The organism is Arthrobacter sp. 05L428 (genome assembly GCF_056397665.1).
The window spans coordinates 155,248-174,000 of record NZ_JBFTNW010000002.1 but is presented as its reverse complement, the minus strand read 5'-3'; the positions used below and the strand labels follow the sequence as shown (position 1 = coordinate 174,000).

Here is an 18,753-nt window from a genome sequence, read left to right as displayed (position 1 = left end):
GGCCCGACGAACCCCCAGGTGTCCGTCCGGCCCGGAGCCCGGGAGGGGAGGGCCGCGCAGTAGGATGCAAGTAGGCGCAGACGCCGGGTCTTGCGCGAGGAACGAGGCGGGACAACCGTGAAAATTGCGCTCCGGTATCCGCTTGTCACGGGCACGGTCGCCGCCCTCCTGGCGGTGATACTGCTGCTTGCCTCCGGCCAGGAAGCTATCGCGCGGATCGCCGCCAGCATCTATGCGCTGGCTGTGGCGGCCTACCTCGCCGTCGGCATGGTCCGCCGCCTGGTCGGCGGCCAGTGGGGCATCGACATCCTGGCCGTAACCGCCATTGTCAGCACCGTACTGGTGGGCGAATTCGTCGCCTCGATGATCATCGTGCTCATGATGGCCGGCGGCACCGCCCTTGAGGACCACGCCGCCGGCCGTGCCAAGAAGGAACTGACGTCCCTGCTGGAGCGCGTCCCGCAGACAGCCCACCGGGAACGCAACGGCGGTGCCGCCGGAAGCCACGCCGCCGAAACCGACAGCCAGCATGAGGACGTGGCGGCCACCGACGTCGAAGTCGGCGACATCCTGCTGGTGCGGCCCGGCGAAGTGGTGCCGCTGGACGGAGTGCTGCTTTCCGAGTCCGGAACGTTTGATGAATCCTCGCTGACCGGGGAGAGCCTGCCGGTGGAGCGTGCCGCCGGCGAGGGCCTGATGAGCGGGTCGTTGAACGGCCAAGCGGCCATCCGGATGCAGGTCACGGCGCTGATGGAGGACTCGCAGTACAGCCGCATCGTCGCGCTGGTGAAAGAAGCGGCCGACAGCAAGGCACCCATGGTCCGCCTGGCCGACCGCTACGCCGTCCCGTTCACCGCCCTCGCCTACGTTCTCGGGGCGATCGGCTGGATCGTCAGCGGCAGCCCGGTCCGGTTCGCGGAGGTGCTGGTGGTGGCCACGCCGTGTCCCCTGCTGATCGCCGCCCCCGTGGCGTTCCTGGGCGGCATGAGCCGTGCCGCGCGTGGCGGCATCATCGTCAAGTATGCCGGGGTTCTCGAGCAGCTGAGCCGGATCAAAACGGTGGCCTTCGACAAGACCGGCACCCTGACCTACGGCCGCCCCTCCCTGGTGGGCATCCGGACCGCGGGGTCCTTTACCGAGGACCGGGTCCTCGGGCTCGCGGCCTCCGCCGAGCAATATTCTTCCCACGTGCTCGCCGCCTCGGTGATGGACGCGGCACGGTCCCGTGGCTTGGTTTTCGAGTCCGCCACGGAGGCCACCGAATTCGCCACGCACGGCGTCCGGGCGCGCTTCGACGGCCGGGACGTCGTCGTCGGCAAGCCAAATTTCGTGTCGGAATCGGCCGCCGGTGTCGTGGAAACCGAGCTGGCCAGCGGCGAGCTCGCCATCTACGTGGGTGTGGCCGGGGAGTTCGCCGGGGCCCTGGTGATGAGCGACCCGATCCGCGGGGAAACCCGCCGCACCGTGGCCGAACTCCGGGAACTCGGCGCCACCCGGACGGTCATGCTCACCGGCGACGCCCTCGCCACCGCCGAGCACATCGCGGCAGAGGCCGGGCTGACCGATGTCCGCGCCGAGTGCCTGCCGCCGGACAAGGTGGAGGCCGTGCGCTCTCTGCCCCGCCGTCCGGTCATGATGGTGGGCGACGGCGTCAACGACGCCCCCGTCCTGGCCGTCGCCGACGTCGGGATCGCGATGGGCGCGCGGGGTTCGACGGCGGCCGGCGAGTCCGCCGACGTCGTGATCATCCTGGACGACCTGTCCAAGGTGGCCTCGGCCGTGCGGATCGGCCAGCGCACCGTGAAGGTGGCGCTGCAGAGCATCTGGATCGGCATCGCGCTGAGCGTGGCGCTGATGCTGGCGGCAGCCGCGGGCTACGTTCCGGCCATCGCCGGCGCCCTCTCCCAGGAGGTGGTGGACCTCGCCACGATCCTGAACGCGCTCCGGGCGCTGGGCTCCGGGACGCGGACCCCGCGGCCGGGCGGGCCGGCCGGCCGGCCTAGCCCGCGGACGCCAGCTTCTCGGCTTCCGCGATCCGCGGGACGGTCCTGAGGTAGCTGTCCGGGTTCAGCGAGATCGAATCGATGCCCTCGCCAACCAGGAACGCCGCGAACTCCGGGTGGTTGCTGGGGCCCTGGCCGCAGATACCGATCTTGATCCCTGCCGCGTGCGCCTTCCGGATCGCCTCGCTGATCATCGCCATGACGGCCTCGTCGCGCTCGTCGAACAGCGCCGCCAGCTGCGCCGAGTCCCGGTCCACGCCGAGGACCAGCTGGGTGAGGTCGTTCGAGCCGATCGAGAAGCCGTCGAAGCGGGTGGCGAATTTTTCAGCCAGGACCACGTTGGAGGGGATCTCGCACATCATGTAGACCTGTAGGCCGTGCTCGCCGCGGACCAGCCCGTTCTCAGCCATCACCGCCAGCACCTTGTCCGCCTCCTGCGGTGTCCGGCAGAACGGGACCATGACGATGATGTTGCTGAAGCCGATCCGCTCCCGGACCCGTTTCAGCGCCCGGCATTCGAGCGCGAAGCCTTCCCGGTACCGCGCGTCGTAGTAGCGCGAGGCACCCCGGAAGCCGAGCATCGGGTTCTCCTCGGCCTCCTCGAAGGAGGCGCCGCCGATCAGGTGCGCGTACTCGTTGGTCTTGAAATCGCTGAGCCTCACGATCACCGGGTTCGGATGGTAGGGCGCGGCGATCTTCGCGATGCCCAGCGCCAGGGCGTCCACGAAGTAGTCGCCTGGATCGGCGTAGCCGCGCGTCAGGTCCCGGATCTGCGCTGCTTCCTGCGGGTCCGCGACCCGTTCCGGGTGGACCAGCGCCATCGGATGGATCCGGATCAGGGCGCTGATGATGAACTCCATCCGGGCCAGCCCGACGCCGTCCGCGGGCAGCCGCCACCACTGGAAGGCGGCCGCGGGGCTGGCGATGTTCACCATGACTTTGGTGCGCGTCGCCGGCAGCTCGCCCAGATCCACGTCCTCGGTTTCGAACGCGAGGCTGCCGGCATAGACGCGGCCCGTATCGCCTTCGGCGCAGGACAGGGTCACGGCCTGGTCCTCGGCCAGGACACTGGTGGCGTTGCCGGTCCCGACGACGGCGGGCACCCCCAGTTCCCGGCTCACGATGGCCGCGTGGCTGGTGGGGCCGCCGTGGTCGGTGACGATCCCGGCGGCGCGCTTCATGATGGGCACCCAGTCCGGGTCGGTCATTTCGGTGACCAGGATGGCGCCGTCCCGGAACTTGTCGATGTCAGCGGCGCTCCTGATCACGCACGCCGTCCCCTGCGCGATCGAGTCGCCGATGGCCGCCCCGGTCACCAGCACCGCACCGGTTTCCAGCAGGTGGTGGAGCGTGAAGCGGGAACCGGTCTTTTGCGACTGCACCGTCTCCGGCCGGGCCTGGACCATGAAGAGCTCGCCCGTCACGCCGTCCCGGGCCCATTCCATGTCCATCGGCCGGCGGTAGTGCTCCTCGACGCTCACGGCCCAGCGGGCCAGGGTGAGGATCTCGGCGTCGGCCAGGACGAAGGACCGGCGTTCCGCTTCCGAGGTGTCGACGGTGCGGGTGCGGGCGTGGCCGCCGCGGCTGTAGACCATCTTCTGCGCCTTGGAGCCGAGGGTCTTTTCGATGATCGGGCTGGGCCTTTCCGCCAGCCCTTCCGCCGGTCCTTCCGCCGGTCCTTCCGCCGCCGCGGCCTCGCTCAGGAGCGGCTTGAAGACGAGGTACTTGTCCGGGTTGATCGTGCCCTGCACCACCGTCTCGCCGAGACCCCAGGCAGCGCTGATCACGGCAGCCCGCGGGAACCCGGAGTCTGTATCGATCGAGAACATCACTCCGGAGGCGCCGACGTCGGAGCGCACCATCCGCTGGACCCCGATCGAGAGTGCGACGTCGAGGTGGTCGAAGCCCTTGACTTCCCGGTAGCTGATGGCCCGGTCCGTGAACAGCGAGGCGTAGCACCGCCGGCAGGCGTCCATCAGTTCCCGGTCGCCGGTGACGTTCAGGAAGGTTTCCTGCTGGCCGGCGAAGCTGGCATCGGGAAGGTCCTCGGCCGTGGCGCTGCTGCGGACCGCGACCGACAGCCGCTCCAGGCCGGCGCGCTGGCCCAGATCGCGGTAGTGCGAGCGGATGGAGTCGGCGATGTCCGGCGGGAAATCGCTGGCCAGGAACAGCTCCCGGATGGCTTCCCCGGTCTCGCGCAGCGTCGCGTCCCCGGAGCGGTAGGCCAGGATCCGCGAGCGCATCGCCGGTTCGATCCCGTTCGCCGCGACGAAGGTCCGGTAGGCCGCGGCGGTGGTGGCGAAGCCGTCGGGAACCCGTACGCCCCGGGCCTTGAGGGACTGGATGAGCTCGCCCAGGGAGGCATTCTTGCCGCCGACCTGCGGGACGTCCCCCATGCCAATTTCTTCAAACCACTTCACGTGCTCGGGCATGCCGGCGCTCCTTTGGGCGTTTGTCCATCCATGGTCCGATCCTGCGGCCCGGGGCGGTGTGGGGTCAGAGGCTTTGGACCTCTTAGCCGGCGCGTTGGGCGGGCCGCCCGGACGTGCCGTGCCGGGCCAGCTTGTAGAGCCAGTCCGCGACCAAGACCGCCGGAATGGCGGCGAGGGCCACGGCCAGCCCGCCGGGTGTCGGCGGGGCATGTCCCAGCAGGGCGGCGACCGGGCCAAGGAACAGGAAGACGGAGAGCAGCCCCAGCTCCGCCAGCACGGCCCAGAGCAGCAGCCGGTTGGTGAACCAGCCCAGCTGCCAGGGCGGGGAGGTGGCGCTGCGGCAGGCGAAGGCGTTGGCGAGCTGGGCCAGGACCACGGTGGTGAACGCGGCGCCGGAGGCCGCCATCAGCGCGTCCGACGGCGGCAGTGCGGCTCCGGGGCTCCAGCCGGCTCCGAAGAGAACGGCGGTGTAAGCGGTCATCTCCATCAGCGCCTCTACCGGGCCCAGCAGGCCGAAGACCCGGAACATCAGGGCCCGGTCCATCAGGTGCCGGCGCTCCGGCGGACGTTTCAGGGCCCCTTTGCTGGGCGCTTCGCTGCCGAGGGCCAGGGCCGGCAGCAGGTCGGTGCCGATGTCCAGGGCGAGGATCTGAAGCACGCTCAGGGCCAGCGGGAACCGGCCACCGGACAGGGCCCAGAACACGAACGGCGTCAGCTCGGCGACGTTGTCCGTGAGGTGGTACGTCAGGAAACGGCGGATATTCGCGTAGGTGGCGCGGCCCTGCTCCACGGCCGCGATGATCGTCGCAAAGTCGTCGTCGAGCAGCACCAGGTCCGCCGCCTCGCGGGCCACATCCGTGCCGCTGAGGCCCATCGCGACGCCGATGTCCGCCTGCTGCAGCGCAGGCCCGTCGTTGACGCCGTCACCGGTCATGGCCAGCACGTGGCCGCGGTGCTGCAGCAGCCGGGCCACCCGGAGCTTTTGTTCCGGCGTTACCCGGCTGACCACGACGCCGTCGCGGTCCAGCAACGCGGCCAGGACCTCGTCATCCTCCGGCAGGTTGTGGCCCTCCAGCACCAGCTCCGGGGAGCCGATCAGGCCGGTTTCCCGGGCAATGGCGGCGGCCGTGAAGGCGTGGTCGCCGGTGACCATACCCACCTTGATGCCGGCGTCGCGGGCCGCCTGCAGCGAGAGCCGGACCTCGGCGCGGGGCGGATCGTGCAGGCCGATCAGGCCCAGCAGCGTCAGCCCGCTCTCCACTTCGTCCGCCGTCGTGCCGTCCCGCACCGGTCCGGGCAGGCTCCGCTGCGCGACCGCGAGGACCCTGAGCCCGTGCGAGGCCATCTGGTCCACCATCTGCAGGGCACGGTCGGCGCCGCCGGCGCCGCCCACGTCGCCGTCGCCCTCACTGTCGCCGTCGCCCCGGCACAAGGGGATCACGGACTCCGGGGCCCCCTTGACGAACAGCGTCGTACCGACGATGGCGGACTCGCGCAGCCGTCGCGGATCGAAGGCGAAGCGGTGCGACGGCGTTGGCTCCGCCGGCCCGCCGCCGGGGCCGGCCAGCCGCGTGGCCAGCGCGTCGATGGCGGCCTCCATCGGATCTCCCTCGGCGATCCACTGCCCGTCGTGCGGCACCGCCCGGCCCACCGAGGCGGCACGGGCGGCGGCGCTGAGCCGCTGCCCCGCCTGGAACGCCGCCGCTCCGGCGTCCGCGCCACCCTCCCCCGTGACCTCGGCTTCCGGCGCGTAGCCGTTCCCGGTGACGCCGAGCAGCCCGGAGGGTGTCCAGACCTCGACGGCGTTCATCCGGTTCTGGGTGAGGGTTCCGGTCTTGTCCGTGCAGATGAACGTGGTGGAGCCAAGCGTCTCGACCGCCTGCAGGTTCCGCACCAGGGCCTTGCGCGCGGCCATCCGCTGGGCTCCGATGGCGAGCGAGAGGGTGACGGTGGGGAGCAGGCCCTCGGGCACCAGCGCCACCGCCACGCCGATCGCGAAGAGGAACGCATCGCGCCAGGAGATGCCCACCAGCAGCGAGAGGATGAAGAACAAGGCACCGATGCCCAGGGCCACGCCGGCGACAATCCGGACAATCCGCTGCAGTTCCAGGGCCAGCGGGCTCGGCGGCGCCTCGACCTTGCCGGTCAGTGACGCGATCTCGGCGAGCCGTGTCTGTCCCCCGGTGCTGGCCACCACTCCTTCGGCCGTGCCGATGACCAGGAAGGTTCCACCGAACACGGTGTCCCCCGCAGCCTTGCTGACCGCTTCGCTTTCGCCGGTGAGCATCGATTCGTCCACCGTGCAGCCCGCAGCCAGGGCCAGGCGGAGATCCGCCGGCACCCGATCGCCGGCAACCAGCACGACGGCGTCTCCGGGCACCAGCTCGGTGGTGTGCACTTTGACGATGCGATTGTCCCGGCGCACCGAGACCATGGCGGGCAACAATTCGCGCAGCTTGGCGGCCGCGTGCTGGGCGCGCTCCTGCTGGATGTAGGCGAATACCCCGTTCACCACGATCACCACGATGATGGCGATGCCCAGTTGCGGCATGCCGGCGACAAAGGCGAGGGCGGCCGCCACCCAGAGCATGACGGCAAAAAAGTGGGTCAGTTCTGCCAGCAGCCGCCGCCAGCCCGGCACGGCACGGACCTCGGGCAGCCGGTTTGCCCCGGCACGCTCCAGCCGCAGGGCAGCCTCCGCCGAGCTCAGTCCGGAGATCCCGGGCAGCGGCCCGGCCGCGGCAGGGTTCACCGTCCGCCGCCCGTCATGCGCAGCACCTAACGCCAGCACTGCCCAGGTGCATCATGCCTCCGAGGATGCTCCGGCGCGGCACCCCTGGTTAGGGCCAAAGGTCACCGGGCGCCGGCGCGCGGCTACGCTGCCCCGGAACGGCTTCGGTTGCCGGGCCCGCCCTCAGCTGCCAGTGGCGGCAGGCGGCCGCTGCCGTCCCAGCGAACGCAGGTACGTCCCGAAGCCGTGGGGCGCCCGTGCGTGGGTCCGGCCGGAGGTCAGCACCCGCATGCTGTCCGTTGCGAGGACGGTGAAGGCGAGGCTGCGCAGGCTCTGGACCAGGGTGCGGTCCTCGTGCGTTTCCAGGTGCGAGAACCCGCCCGCGGCCAGATAGGCCGAGGCCCGGACGCCGAAGTTGGCGCCGTAGATGTGCGGGTGGTTTTCCTCGAAGGGGTGGCGGTCCAGCCAGCGGCGCAGCAGTTCCGGGTCCATCCCGACCGGGTCCGGTTCCACCGAGCCGAGCACCGCGTCGGCACCGGCTTCGGCGAATTCGAGCTGCCGCACCAGCCAGTTCACCGGGACCTGCGAATCGGCGTCGGTGTTGGCCAGCCAGGTCCGTCCCGGCCAGGGCCGCGGTTCGGAACGCTGGCCGGGGGCGCGCCGTTGCGGGCCGAGCACGGCGGCGCGGACGCCTGCCGCCCGGCTCGCGCCGGCGCTGCGCAGCCGGACGTCGAGCGCGCCGAAGCGCGGGTCGGCGTCGACGTAACCTGCGGTGATCTCGGCGGAGCGGTCGGTGCAGCTGTCCAGGACCACTGTCACCCGGACGGCGACGCCGGGCCGCTGCCGCTGCAGCTCGTCGGCGGCGCGCTGCACTGCCCGCAGCGCCCGGTCCAGGTGCTGGTCCTCGTTGTGGGCCGGCATCACGACGGCGACGGCGTCGATGCCGGGGCGTCGTTGCGGGGGCCCGGCCGGGGCCGCCACGTTGCTCACGCGAGCGGCTCCGGGGCGCGGAAGACTTCCAGCACGAAGTCGCGCTCCCGGTAGAGGCCGGCGTCGGCCCAGCGAAGTTGCCTGCGGGCTGCTGCGTGGACGGTGTCGCCGTCGAGCTCCCAGCCCTCGATCGGGTGCCGCCAGTGGCAGAGCGCCAGGGTGCCGCCGGGCAGCAGCGTGGCCTCGACCCGTTCGAACAGGGCCGCCAGCTCCTCCGGCGAGAGGTAGTAGCCCACCTCCGACACCACGATCAGATCAAACGCGCCCTCCGGCCAGTCCTGCGGCACCGTCAGGTGGCGGGTCCGCGCGGCCGGCAGGTGCGCGAGCCGCCGGGCGGCGTGGGCCAGTGCCGCGCTGCTCGCGTCGACGGCCAGGAAGCTGCCGCAGCGTTCGGCGAGTTCGGCGCTGAGGGTGCCGATCGAGCAGCCGATTTCAAGGCCGGCGGAGTAGCTCCGGCCGGGGAGCGCCGCGAGCGTCAGCGCGCGCTTGCGGTGTTCGTACCAGCTGGTGGTGTACTCCCAGGGGTCCTCGCTCCGGGCGTGGACAGTGTCAAAGAGGCCCTCCGCGTCCGCCGCGGCGTAGGCGGAGGGCGCGACTGCGGCGTGTGCCGCCGTGCCGGCCGGTGGGACAGCCGGAGTGCCGGGCCGTTGCCAGGCGAAGGTCTCCCAGTGCCGGGAAAAATGCTGCAGGAAGGCCGACGGGAGCAGCACTTCGTCCCCCGGCTGGTCCGAGAGCGCCCGGACCTGCGAGGTGTGCGCCGCCATGGCCTGCGCCTTGGCCTGCTCCTCGGCCGGGGTCAGCGGGAGCCGCAGCCAGGACTGCCAGGCCGGGTCCTCGGGGCCGGCCCAGAGCCAGTACCAGACCGGGTACTCCAGCAGCCCGTAGCCGGAGGCGGCTGCCGCTTCCGCGGCGGCGGAGCCCAGGGCGTCGTGGTCGGTATGGCCGTCGTTCCGGTAGGGCGCCACCAGGACGACGCGGTCCGCGGGCCGGCCCGTGGCAGCCGCGGCCTCGCGGATCGCGGCGAGGACCTGGTCCCGGTGGCCCGCGAGCTTCCCGTCCGGCAGCCCGAGGTACTGCCAGCCGGCGTCCGGGACGAGCCGCCCGAGGGCGCCGGCGAATTCGCGCAGCCGCAGGTCGGCAAGCTGTTTGGGTGTGGTGCTGGGCGAATCGGGGTGGGAGGCCTCCCCTGCCGTGCACAGCAGCACCCGCACCTCCGCGCCGAGCCCGTGCAGCCGGGCCATCAGGCCGCCGGCGCCCAGGGATTCGTCGTCGGGGTGGGCGGCCAGGACGATGAATGCCCTGCCAGCCAGCTCCCCGGCGTCGAGCGGGAGCTCCGGCAGGGCGGCGGCGCCGCTGCGGGCCCAGTCTTCTTCGTTGGTCCCGGCGTCGTTGTGCGTGAAGCTCACCATGGGTGGTCCCCCTTGAACGTCAGGGCGCCGAGCTGGGCGTCGTCGCGCATGGCGTGGTGCTGCCGGATGTAGAGCGAGAGGTCGGCCATGCGTTTGCCGTAGCGTGCGTCGAAGGCCAGCGGGGCGGGCCCGAGGTTTTGGCTCACCAGCGACTGAATGCGTGCGACGGCGGCGGCCACGCTGCCGCGGACGCGCAGCGCCTCGCTCCACGCGCCGGCGCCGGAGAGCTCCCCGGCGTCGATCCGGGCCGCGGTCCGGGCGAGGTACTGGGTGAGCCCGGTCAGCGTGCGGTCGATTTCGCCGAGGTGGGCGAGGGCGAGCTGGTCCGGTTCGCGGCCGCCGTCGGCCGCTTGTTTCAGGGACTCAACATAGTTGCGGGCCACGGCGACGGCGCCGCCGAACCAGCAGGCGGCGACCCCCATGCCGCCCCAGGCGAACCCGGGACGCTGGTAGTACCAGCCGGCCGGGCCGAGCGGTATGGCCGGCACGGCGTCGAAGTGCACGGTGCCGCTGGGGACCTCGCGCAGGCCCAGGCTGGTCCATTCCGGGTCCGCGAAGCCGACCCCGGCGGCGTGCAGGTCGACGGCGAAGGCGGCGCGGCCGCCGCCGTCGAGGTGCGCGGTCAGCACCGCGTGGTCGAGCTGCGCGGCGATGGAGCACCACGGTTTCGAGCCGGTCAGCACGACGGCGCCGCCGGCGTCCTTGGCTTCCAGCTTCAGCCCGGGGGCCTCGGCGGCGAAAACGCCCCAGGTGCCGTCGAAGGGGAGATCGGCGGGGGCATCATCGAAATCCGCCGCAGCGGCCTGGGCGAGGATCGCGGCGGCGTCGAGGTGGGGTTCCAGGATCCGTCCGGCGGCGACGTCGACGGCGGTGACCGACGCGAGGATCTCCCACAGCAACGCGGTGTTGCCCGCCCCGGGCTTCGGGGCGCACTCCCCCGCGTCCTTGGCGAGTGCCAGCAGGGCCGGGACGTCCCCGACGCCCGCCTCGGCGGCGTCCAGCAGCGGTGAGATCCCGGCCAGCTCGCCCGTCGTGGAGCTGATCCGCACGGCCTTGGGAGGGCGGGCTTCCTGGGTCGCGTTCATTGCCTCGTCCGTGTCCTTTGCGATGTGCGCCTGGTGTTGTCCGTGCCTGTAGCGGCCGGTCGAAGCCGCCGCTGGGTAAATCTAAGCATACTTAGCACTTCGCCCGGTCCTCGCCCGCCGGACCGGGACGCCGCACCGAGCACCATCCCGTGCTACCGCACGAGGGCGAGCGCGAAGCCGTCCCAGCCCTTCGATCCCACCGTCTGGATCACGGTGGCGTCCAGCCGCGGGTCCGCGCCCATCATCTCCAGCGCCGCGACGATCCCCGGGGCGTTGACAGGATCCAGGGCCGGGTCCAGCACCGCGCCCTCCCACACCACGTTGTCCATCACCACCGTGGTGCCTGGCCGGCCCAGCCTGATGGCCCAGTCCAGGTATTGCAGGTTGTGTTCCTTGTCCGCGTCGATGAACACAAAGTCGAAAGGCCCGGCGCCCTCGCTTTCCAGCACGGGCAGCGTGTCCAGGGCCGCGCCCACCCGGATTTCCACCAGGTGGCCCAGCCCGGCCTGGTCGAGATTGGCGCGCGCCACCTCGGCGTGCCGGGGCAGGTATTCGCAGGTGACAAGCCGGCCGCCGTCGGGCAGGCCCTGTGCCATCCAAATGGTGCTGAACCCGGCCAGCGTGCCGATCTCCAGCACCCGGCGGGCGCCGGAAAGCTGGACCAGCAGCTTCAGGAGCTTGCCGGCGTTCGGGGCGACCTCGATGGGCGGCATCCCTGCTTCCAGGGCGGCGGCCACGGCTCGCCGCAGCGAGGTATCGGGCCGGACCACCACGCCGGAGAGGTACTCCTCGACGGCGATCCAGCGGGATGTGGGCTGATGCTCGATCATGCGGCCCAGTCTTTCAGCTGCCCCCGCCGGTGGGTAGGGCCGGCGGCCTCCCGGCTCAGGCCCGGGCCCGGAGCGGCTACTCGCCGAGCGCCTTCTCCAGCCGGTCGAGTTTGCCGGTCAGTTCGCCCGTGTAGCCGGGGCGGATGTCGGCCTTGATCACGAGCGAGACGCGGCTGCCATAGCGGCCCACGGCTTCCGTGGCGCGCTTCACGACGTCGAACACCTCATCCCATTCGCCCTCGATGGTGGTGAACATCGAGTCCGTGTGGTTCGGCAGCCCGGACTCACGGACGATCCGCACCGCCTCGGCGACGGCATGGTGGACCGAGGCGTCGTCGGCTTCGGAGCCGGCGGGAGCGCCGCTGGGACGGCCGGAGGGTGCGACAGAAAATGCAAGCAACATGGCTCCAGTCTGCCACGCGGGATCCGGCCTGCCCGGGCCCGCAATCTCGGGCCGACACGTCACAATTGGGCGTACCCGCCGGTAACAGGTTTCCTCCACCTCCGCGTTGCTAACCTGAGCAAATGAACCGGGCAGTAGACCGCAGGCCGCTCCGTGCGGATGCAGCGCGCAACGTCAACAAGATCATTGCCGCGGCCCGCCAGTGCTTCCGTGAGCACGGCCCCGAAGTCCCGCTCCAGACCATCGCCGTCACGGCCGGGGTGGGCCCCGCGACGCTGTTCCGGAACTTCGCCGACAAGGAAGAACTCGTGCTTGCCGCGCTGCACCAGCAGCTGAAACTGCGGGTGAACCCGGTCATCGAAGAGGCCCTGGCCGGCAAGGACGCGGCGGAGGGCCTGTTCCGCGTCGTCGACGCGCTGATGGGGGTTGCCAGCGACGAAGCCAACCTCCTCGGCGCGGTGGCCGGCCGCCGCGGGGTGCTGACCGGCATCACCGGCGACCTGATCGAATCGGTAGCCGTCCTGCTGGGCCGCGGCCAGGGCCAGGGCACGCTGCGCAGCGACATCTCGATGACGGACATGATCCGGCTGCTGGCCATGCTGATCGGCGTGGTGGACACGATGGAGGCCGGTTCGGATGCCTGGCGCCGTCCGGTCGCCCTGGTCGAGGACGCCATCCGCGCAGAACGGCCCGATCGTCCGCTGCCACCGCAGTCGCTGGTGCCAGGGACCGCGTACGGCACCGCATTCGGCGTCGGCTTCGGCTCTACCTACGGAAACACGTACCGTTGAGCCCATGACATGGGAAACCGCCGCCGGCGTCCTCGGCGGCCTCTTGCTGGTGTATGCCGTGCTGCTGGTGCTGCTCTGGGGGTACGCGCGGCGGCACCCCGAAACTGTCACCATGAAGGACGCCCTGCGGCTGCTGCCGGACCTGCTCCGGCTGATCCGGCGGCTGGTGGCCGACCGCACCGTCGCGGTGGGCGTGCGCGTCCGGCTCGCCCTGCTGCTGGCGTACCTGCTCTCGCCGATCGACCTGGTGCCCGACTTCCTGCCCGTCATCGGCTACGCGGACGACGTCGTGATCGTCGCCCTGGTGCTGCGCTCCGTGGTCGCCCGGGCCGGCGCGGAGTCCGTCGAACGGCACTGGCCCGGGACGCCGGAGGGCCTGCAGCTGATCCTGAAACTGGCCGGCCTCGGCAACGCCCGGTGAGCTGGCCCACTCGTTGGCCGGACGCGGAATAGGGTCCCGGAAGCAGTCGTTGACGCCTGCATGAAGGCGATAACGTACAGCGAATATGGAAATCCGGACGTCCTCGAGTTGGCCGACCGCCCGATGCCAAAGGTCGGGCCGGGCATGGTCCTGGTCAAGGTCAAGGCAGCCTCGGTAAATCCGGTCGACTGGAAGATCATGGCCGGCTACCTGGATGCCGTCATGGACCTGCAATTCCCGGCAATTCCCGGCTGGGATGTGGCCGGCGTCGTGGAATCGGTCGGCATCGACGCGCCGCATTTCCAGCCCGGCGATGAAGTCATCGCCTATGGCCGCAAAGACTATGTCCACGGCGGGAGCTTCGCTGAATACATCGCCCTCCCGGAACGCCTCCTCGCCCGCAAGCCCGCCTCGCTGGGGTGGAACGAGTCCGCCGGGCTTCCCCTGGCGGGACTGACGGCCTATCAGGTCCTCACGCGCCTGGGCCTCAAGGCCGGCGAGACCGTATTGATCCATGGCGGGGCCGGCGGCGTCGGGTCCCTCGGAATCCAGATCGCCGCGGCGACGGGTGCCCATGTGATCGCGACGGCATCAGAAAAGAACCACGAGTTCCTGCGCTCCCTCGGCGCCGAACCCGTCAGCTACGGTGATGGACTCGCGGACCGGGTGCGGGCACTTCGCCCCGAAGGAGTGGAAGTCGTGGCGGACTTCGTCGGCGGCAACCTCGACACCACCCTGGCGGTGCTGGCCGACGGCGGCCGGCACGCCTCCATCGCTGACAGCGACGTTGAGCAGCACGGCGGCACCTGGATGTGGGTGAACCCCGTGGGCGCCGATCTGCGGGACCTCGCCGAGCTGGTCGACGAGCGCAAGCTCCGGGTCGAGGTGGCGCAGACCTTCCCGCTGGCGCAGTCGGCAGACGCCTTCCGCCTCAGCATGGAAGGACACACCCGCGGCAAGATTGTCGTGACCGTCGACGCCGGATGAGCGGCGGCAGCCGGAGTCCGGCTGCCGCCGTCCCGCCGACCCCTGAAACTGAACCCGTCAGTGCCCGCCCTGATCCTCCGCGGGCTTTTCCCTGGCCTCGTGCAGGTGGTGCGCCTCCTGCAAATGCTGTTGCAGCTTCTCTTCGGCCTCACGGCGGCGGCGGGCCATTTCGCGCAGTTCCCGAGTGGATTCCGCGCCCGGGGAAACGAAGTGCTCATGCGGCTTGGAATGGTGCGCCTTGCCGGCGGCATCCGCTCCCGCGGCTTCCGGGGTCGCCGCGTCCGCATCGCCCGGCCCGGACGCAGCGGCATTCGGAACGTCTTTTTCGGTCATCATCGAATGCTCCCATTGGGCGCCCGGCCCGGCTAGGGGCTAAAGACCGTTGAGCGCCCGACGGCGGAGCGTCAGTTCCAGCCGAGCAACCGCAGCCCGGCCGCCGCGCCGGCGCCAGCCAGGACCACCACCAGGAACGGCGCCCGCAACCACAGGGCGACGGCGGCCGCGGCCAGGGCACCGAGCCGCGCGTCCAGCGCCAGGGACTGCCCGGACGCCACTGTGTTCACGACGGTCAGGGAGGCCAGCAGCCCGATCGTCATGGTGCCGGCGATCCGGGACATCCTCGGATTGCGCAGCAGGCTGGCGGGGACAAGGTATCCCACCAGTTTCCAGGCGTACGCCAGCACGCAGGACAGCAGGAGCCAGAGCCAGAGCGTCATGAGGCCTCCCCCGGGCTGTGTCCGGAGCGACGGACAGCCTCATGCTCCTCGGCATACGGGTCGACGTCGGGTTCGAGGCCCTCGTCGCTGCGGCCGTGACTGAACCAGCCGACCACCGCCGCCACGAACGCGGCGACCAGGATCGGCACCCCGGCCGGCACAAACGGCACGGCCAGGACGGTTGCCAGGGCGCAGACGACGGCGATCGCGACGGGTTCGCGGCCCTTCAGCCGCGGCCACAGCAGGCCGAGGAACGCCGCCACCGCGGCGCCGTCGAGCCCCCACTGCTTCGGGTCGCCAAGGGCGCTGCCAGCCAGCGCCCCAACCGCGGTGAACAGGTTCCACAGCACGAAGATGCCCAGCCCCGCCGTCCAGAAACCCCGGCGCTGCTCCGCCGGGTCGGTCTGGCCGGTGCTCGTGGCCGTCGATTCGTCGATGGTCACGTGGGCGGCGGCGAACCGGCGCCAGCCCCGCGGCTGGAGCAGCGCGTTGAGCTGCATGCCGTAGATGCCGTTGCGCATGCCCAGCAGGGTGGCGGCGCTCATCGCCGCGACGCCGGAGCCGCCCCCGGCCACGACGCCGATGAACGCGAACTGCGAGCCGCCGCTGAAGAGCAGCAGGCTCAGGGCCATGGTCTGCCAGAAATCGAGGCCGGAGGTGACGGACAGCGCCCCGAAGGACACCCCGTAGAGCCCGGTGGCGATGCTGATGGAGAGCCCCACCCGGACGGCCGGGGATTGTGAGAGCTTCACCGGCGCCGCCGCTTCGGGACCGGCTTCGTCAGGCTCCACGCCCAGGCGATGAGCGGCGCCTGCAGCGGCAGCCGCAGGCTGTGGAAGCGGCGCTGCGCGGGCGCTCCCCCGGGTCCGAACGCCCTGCGAAGCGCGTCAAGGTGTCCGGCGAGAAACGCGGTGAACATCCCGGTGACGCAGCCGGCGGTCGCACGGCGGGTGGGCGGGATCAGGAGTCCGACGGCGGCGCCGACCTCCAGCAGACCGCTCGCCGCCACCCACTCCTCCCGGGACAGCACGGCGAGGGGTCCGTTGCGCCGGCCGCCGGAGTCGTCGCGGCAGAGGAACTCCGGGACCACCGGGGTGAAGAAGTCCGGATCGCGGAAGTGTTTGGCCGCGCTGGCCAGCAGCAGCCCGCTCAGGGCGGCCGCGGAAAGTGTCTGGGTTGCCCGGGGGGACCAGCGGAAAGGCATGCAACCATGCAACCACAGCGGCGGGGCGCCCGGTAACCGGGGCCTTAACCTGCGCCGGGTGCGATGCGCCACCCGGGCGTGGGCCGCGAAAGCAGGACCTTCCGCAGGGGTCCGGGAGCGGTGCCCGGGAGTACCTTGTTGACTATGAGCAGTGTCGTGCAGATGACCGGCGTCGTAAAGCGGTTCGGGGCCGTGACCGCCCTCGACGGCCTGGACTTCGAGGTGGCCGCCGGCGAAGTGCATGGCTTCCTGGGACCCAACGGGTCCGGCAAGTCCACCACGTTGCGGCTGCTGCTGGGCATGCTGAGGTCTAACGCCGGATCCATCCGGGTGCTGGGACTGGATCCGTGGCGCGACGTCTCGACGCTGCACCGCAGGCTGGCGTACGTTCCCGGCGACGTGGCCCTGTGGCCCAACCTGACCGGCGGCGAGGTGATCGAGCTCCTGGGCAAGCTGCAGGGCGGCCAGGACCGGGCACGGCGGGACCGGCTGCTGGAACTTTTCGAGCTGGATCCGACCAAGAAGGCCCGCACCTATTCCAAGGGCAACCGGCAGAAGGTGGCCCTCGTTGCCGCGCTGGCCACCGACGCCGAATTGTTCCTGCTGGACGAACCCACGAGCGGACTGGACCCGCTGATGGAGGACGCCTTCCGCGGCTGCGTCCGCGAACTCCGGGCACAGGGGCGCACCGTGCTGCTGAGCAGCCACATCCTCAGCGAAGCCGAGGCGCTCTCCGACCGGGTGAGCATCATCCGCGCCGGCCGGGTGGTGGAGACCGGCCCGCTTGAGCAGTTGCGCCACCTGACCCGGACCGCCGTCACCGCCGACGTCGCCGCCGTGCCCCAGGGGCTGGAACTGCTGCCCGGCGTGCACGATGTGGTGGTGGTCAACCACCGGGTTAGCGCCCAGGTGGATCCCGCCGGGCTGGGCCCTTTCCTGCAGGCCCTTACCGCGGCCGGGCTGCGGGCGCTGACCAGCCAGCCGCCGACCTTGGAGGACCTGTTCCTGCGGCACTATGGCCCCGGGAACGGCTCAGTTAACGCCGGGACCGGGGCGGGCCCGCGTGACACCGGGGCCGAAGCGGTGGGTTCCGCGGCTGCGGGGCCCACCGGGCCGGGATCCGGCAATGCCTGAGACGCTGGCCGGCACCGGAACGCTGGTCCGGTTGGGGCTGCGCCGGGACCGCTGGCTGCTGCCGGTGTGGGTGCTGGGATTCGCCGTCGTTGCCTACTCGACGGCGGTGGCCGGCGCGGAACTCTACCCCGACGTCCGCAGCCGGATCGAAGCCGCCAATGCCGTGAATGCCACCGCGTCAATGGTGGCTATGTTCGGTCGCATCTACGACCCCGCCTCCCTTGGGGCGCTCTCGCTGATCAAATACACCGCGTTCATGACGGCCATCCTCGCGGTCCTCATGGTCATCCTGATCATCCGGCATACCCGGGCAGACGAGGAGGGCGGACGGCTGGAGCTGCTCGGCGGCGGCCGGCTGGGACGCGACGCCGCCCTGGCCGCCGCCCTCATGATCGGCCTGGGCGCCAGCCTGGGCGTGGGACTGCTGTCCGCCGCCGCCCTCGCCGCCGGCGGCCTGCCAGCTGCCGGGTCGCTGGCCTTCGGCCTCGGCTGGGCCGCCACCGGGATGGCCTTCAGCGCCGTGGCCGGCGTAGCCGCGCAACTGACCGCGAGCGCCCGCGCTGCCACCGGCTTGAGCGTTGGCGTCGTCGCCGTCACCTACGGCCTGCGCGCCGTCGGAGACCTTGCCGAACCGGGCCCATCGTTCCTCTCCTGGCTTTCGCCGATCGGCTGGAACCAGCAGATCCGCGCGTTCGCCGGGGACCGATGGTGGGTGCTGGCGCTGCCGGTCGCACTCTGCGTTCTCCTCATCCCGGCGGCCTTTGTGCTCCGGGCACGCCGGGACCTGGGCGCGGGGCTCCGCGACGAGCGTCCCGGCCCCGCCGTCGGCTCGCTCTCCGGGGTCTGGGCTCTGGCCGTGCGCCTGCAGCACAGGGTGTGGCTGGCCTGGGCCGCGGCGTTCGTCGTCTTCGGCGTCGTCATCGGCTCGCTGGTCAGCAACGTAGCGGAGATGCTCAGTTCCCCCAACGCGCAGGACCTGATCAAACTGATCGGCGGCGCCTCGGCGCTGCGGGACGCCTTCCTGGCCGCCGAGATCAGCATCATGGGCCTGCTCGCCGCGGCCTACGGGGTGGCGTCGGTGAACCATCTGCGCAGCGAGGAGTCCGCCGGGCACACCGAAGCACTGCTGGGGACGGCCACCACGCGCAGCCGCTGGGCAAGCAGCCACTACGTATTCGCGCTGGCCGGGGTCGCGGTGCTGATGGTGCTGGCCGGGGTCTCGATCGGTGTCGGCGCGGCAGCCGCCGTCCAGGACAGCGGGCTGGTGGGCAGCGCCACGGTCGCCTCGCTCGCGCAGATTCCCGCCGCGTGGGTGCTGACCAGCGTGGCGCTGGCGGTGTTTGGCTGGGTGCCCCGGCTGGCTGGCGCGGTCTGGGGCGTGCTGCTTGCCTTCGTGGCGCTCGGCGAGTTCGGGGTGCTCTGGAACGCACCGGGATGGCTCATGGACCTCTCCCCTTTCCGGCACTCCCCGCTGCTGCCGGTGGGCACCGACGCGGTGCCGGCACTGCTGGGCCTGACCGCCGTCGCCGTCGGGCTCGCCGCGCTGGGTTACCTGGGCTGGCGACGGCGGGATCTGGCCGCCTAAGGGCACCACCAGTGGCTCCAGCTGGAGCGGCA

General features: G+C 71.3%; 17 protein-coding genes. 6 read left to right on the top strand and 11 right to left on the bottom strand.

Features of this window, described 5'->3' with window-relative positions; genetic code table 11:
• Positions 1-117: 117 nt before the first annotated feature.
• Positions 118-2,052: a heavy metal translocating P-type ATPase gene (locus AC1DH3_RS07155; protein WP_476908926.1), complete on the top strand. Its 1,935-nt coding sequence runs from the start codon at positions 118-120 to the stop codon at positions 2,050-2,052.
• Here AC1DH3_RS07155 and ppsA read toward each other — a convergent pair.
• From ppsA to AC1DH3_RS07120, 7 genes are all read right to left on the bottom strand, one after another.
• Complete coding sequence (gene ppsA, locus AC1DH3_RS07150) at positions 2,000-4,435, bottom strand: phosphoenolpyruvate synthase (protein WP_476908925.1); 2,436 nt, start codon at positions 4,433-4,435, stop codon at positions 2,000-2,002. The two genes, AC1DH3_RS07155 and ppsA, sit on opposite strands and share 53 nt — an antisense overlap.
• Before the next feature lie 82 nt (positions 4,436-4,517).
• A complete protein-coding gene (locus tag AC1DH3_RS07145; protein ID WP_476908924.1) occupies positions 4,518-7,187 on the bottom strand; it encodes a cation-translocating P-type ATPase in 2,670 nt (889 codons plus the stop codon).
• A gap of 162 nt (positions 7,188-7,349) precedes the next feature.
• Positions 7,350-8,087 (bottom strand): glycosyltransferase family 2 protein, encoded by a 738-nt coding sequence (locus AC1DH3_RS07140; protein ID WP_441418177.1) that lies wholly within the window; start codon positions 8,085-8,087, stop codon positions 7,350-7,352.
• A 65-nt stretch (positions 8,088-8,152) separates the two neighbouring features.
• Positions 8,153-9,565 carry a PIG-L family deacetylase gene (locus tag AC1DH3_RS07135; protein WP_476908923.1) on the bottom strand — a complete coding sequence of 471 codons (1,413 nt, stop codon included), beginning with the start codon at positions 9,563-9,565 and terminating at the stop codon, positions 8,153-8,155.
• Positions 9,559-10,650, bottom strand: coding sequence for a hypothetical protein (locus tag AC1DH3_RS07130; RefSeq protein ID WP_441418025.1), 1,092 nt, complete (start codon positions 10,648-10,650; stop codon positions 9,559-9,561). Before AC1DH3_RS07130 ends, AC1DH3_RS07135 begins: the two co-directional genes overlap by 7 nt.
• 152 nt (positions 10,651-10,802) lie before the next feature.
• Positions 10,803-11,480 (bottom strand): O-methyltransferase, encoded by a 678-nt coding sequence (locus AC1DH3_RS07125; RefSeq protein ID WP_476908922.1) that lies wholly within the window; start codon positions 11,478-11,480, stop codon positions 10,803-10,805.
• A 76-nt stretch (positions 11,481-11,556) separates the two neighbouring features.
• Positions 11,557-11,883: a thiamine-binding protein gene (locus tag AC1DH3_RS07120; protein WP_441418027.1), complete on the bottom strand. Its 327-nt coding sequence runs from the start codon at positions 11,881-11,883 to the stop codon at positions 11,557-11,559.
• Positions 11,884-12,005: 122 nt separating this feature from the next.
• Here AC1DH3_RS07120 and AC1DH3_RS07115 point away from each other — a divergent pair, with 122 nt between their 5' ends.
• From AC1DH3_RS07115 to AC1DH3_RS07105, 3 genes are read left to right on the top strand one after another with little or no spacing between them, the layout of a single operon-like run.
• Entirely contained in the window at positions 12,006-12,674 is a 669-nt protein-coding gene (locus AC1DH3_RS07115; RefSeq protein WP_441418028.1) for a TetR/AcrR family transcriptional regulator, read from the top strand.
• A gap of 4 nt (positions 12,675-12,678) precedes the next feature.
• On the top strand, positions 12,679-13,095 hold the full coding sequence (locus tag AC1DH3_RS07110) for a YkvA family protein (protein WP_476908921.1): 417 nt from the start codon (positions 12,679-12,681) through the stop codon (positions 13,093-13,095).
• Between the two features lie 60 nt (positions 13,096-13,155).
• Positions 13,156-14,082, top strand: coding sequence for an NADP-dependent oxidoreductase (locus AC1DH3_RS07105; protein WP_476908920.1), 927 nt, complete (start codon positions 13,156-13,158; stop codon positions 14,080-14,082).
• Positions 14,083-14,139: 57 nt separating this feature from the next.
• On the opposite strand, the gene AC1DH3_RS07100 is transcribed toward AC1DH3_RS07105, so the two are convergent.
• The 4 genes from AC1DH3_RS07100 to AC1DH3_RS07085 form a co-directional block, all read right to left on the bottom strand.
• Positions 14,140-14,418 carry a hypothetical protein gene (locus AC1DH3_RS07100; RefSeq protein WP_476908919.1) on the bottom strand — a complete coding sequence of 93 codons (279 nt, stop codon included), beginning with the start codon at positions 14,416-14,418 and terminating at the stop codon, positions 14,140-14,142.
• Positions 14,419-14,486: 68 nt separating this feature from the next.
• The gene (locus tag AC1DH3_RS07095; RefSeq protein WP_441418032.1) at positions 14,487-14,798 is read right to left on the bottom strand and encodes an AzlD domain-containing protein; all 312 of its coding nucleotides are present in this window, start codon (positions 14,796-14,798) and stop codon (positions 14,487-14,489) included.
• Positions 14,795-15,595 carry an AzlC family ABC transporter permease gene (locus tag AC1DH3_RS07090; RefSeq protein WP_441418178.1) on the bottom strand — a complete coding sequence of 267 codons (801 nt, stop codon included), beginning with the start codon at positions 15,593-15,595 and terminating at the stop codon, positions 14,795-14,797. The genes AC1DH3_RS07095 and AC1DH3_RS07090 overlap by 4 nt, the downstream gene beginning before the upstream one ends.
• Positions 15,547-16,002, bottom strand: a complete 456-nt coding sequence (locus AC1DH3_RS07085) for a DoxX family protein (protein ID WP_476908918.1) — start codon at positions 16,000-16,002, stop codon at positions 15,547-15,549. Before AC1DH3_RS07085 ends, AC1DH3_RS07090 begins: the two co-directional genes overlap by 49 nt.
• A gap of 144 nt (positions 16,003-16,146) precedes the next feature.
• Here AC1DH3_RS07085 and AC1DH3_RS07080 point away from each other — a divergent pair, with 144 nt between their 5' ends.
• Positions 16,147-17,136 (top strand): ABC transporter ATP-binding protein, encoded by a 990-nt coding sequence (locus AC1DH3_RS07080; protein WP_476908917.1) that lies wholly within the window; start codon positions 16,147-16,149, stop codon positions 17,134-17,136.
• Positions 17,129-18,721 (top strand): ABC transporter permease, encoded by a 1,593-nt coding sequence (locus tag AC1DH3_RS07075; RefSeq protein WP_476908916.1) that lies wholly within the window; start codon positions 17,129-17,131, stop codon positions 18,719-18,721. Before AC1DH3_RS07080 ends, AC1DH3_RS07075 begins: the two co-directional genes overlap by 8 nt.
• Positions 18,722-18,753: the final 32 nt, after the last annotated feature.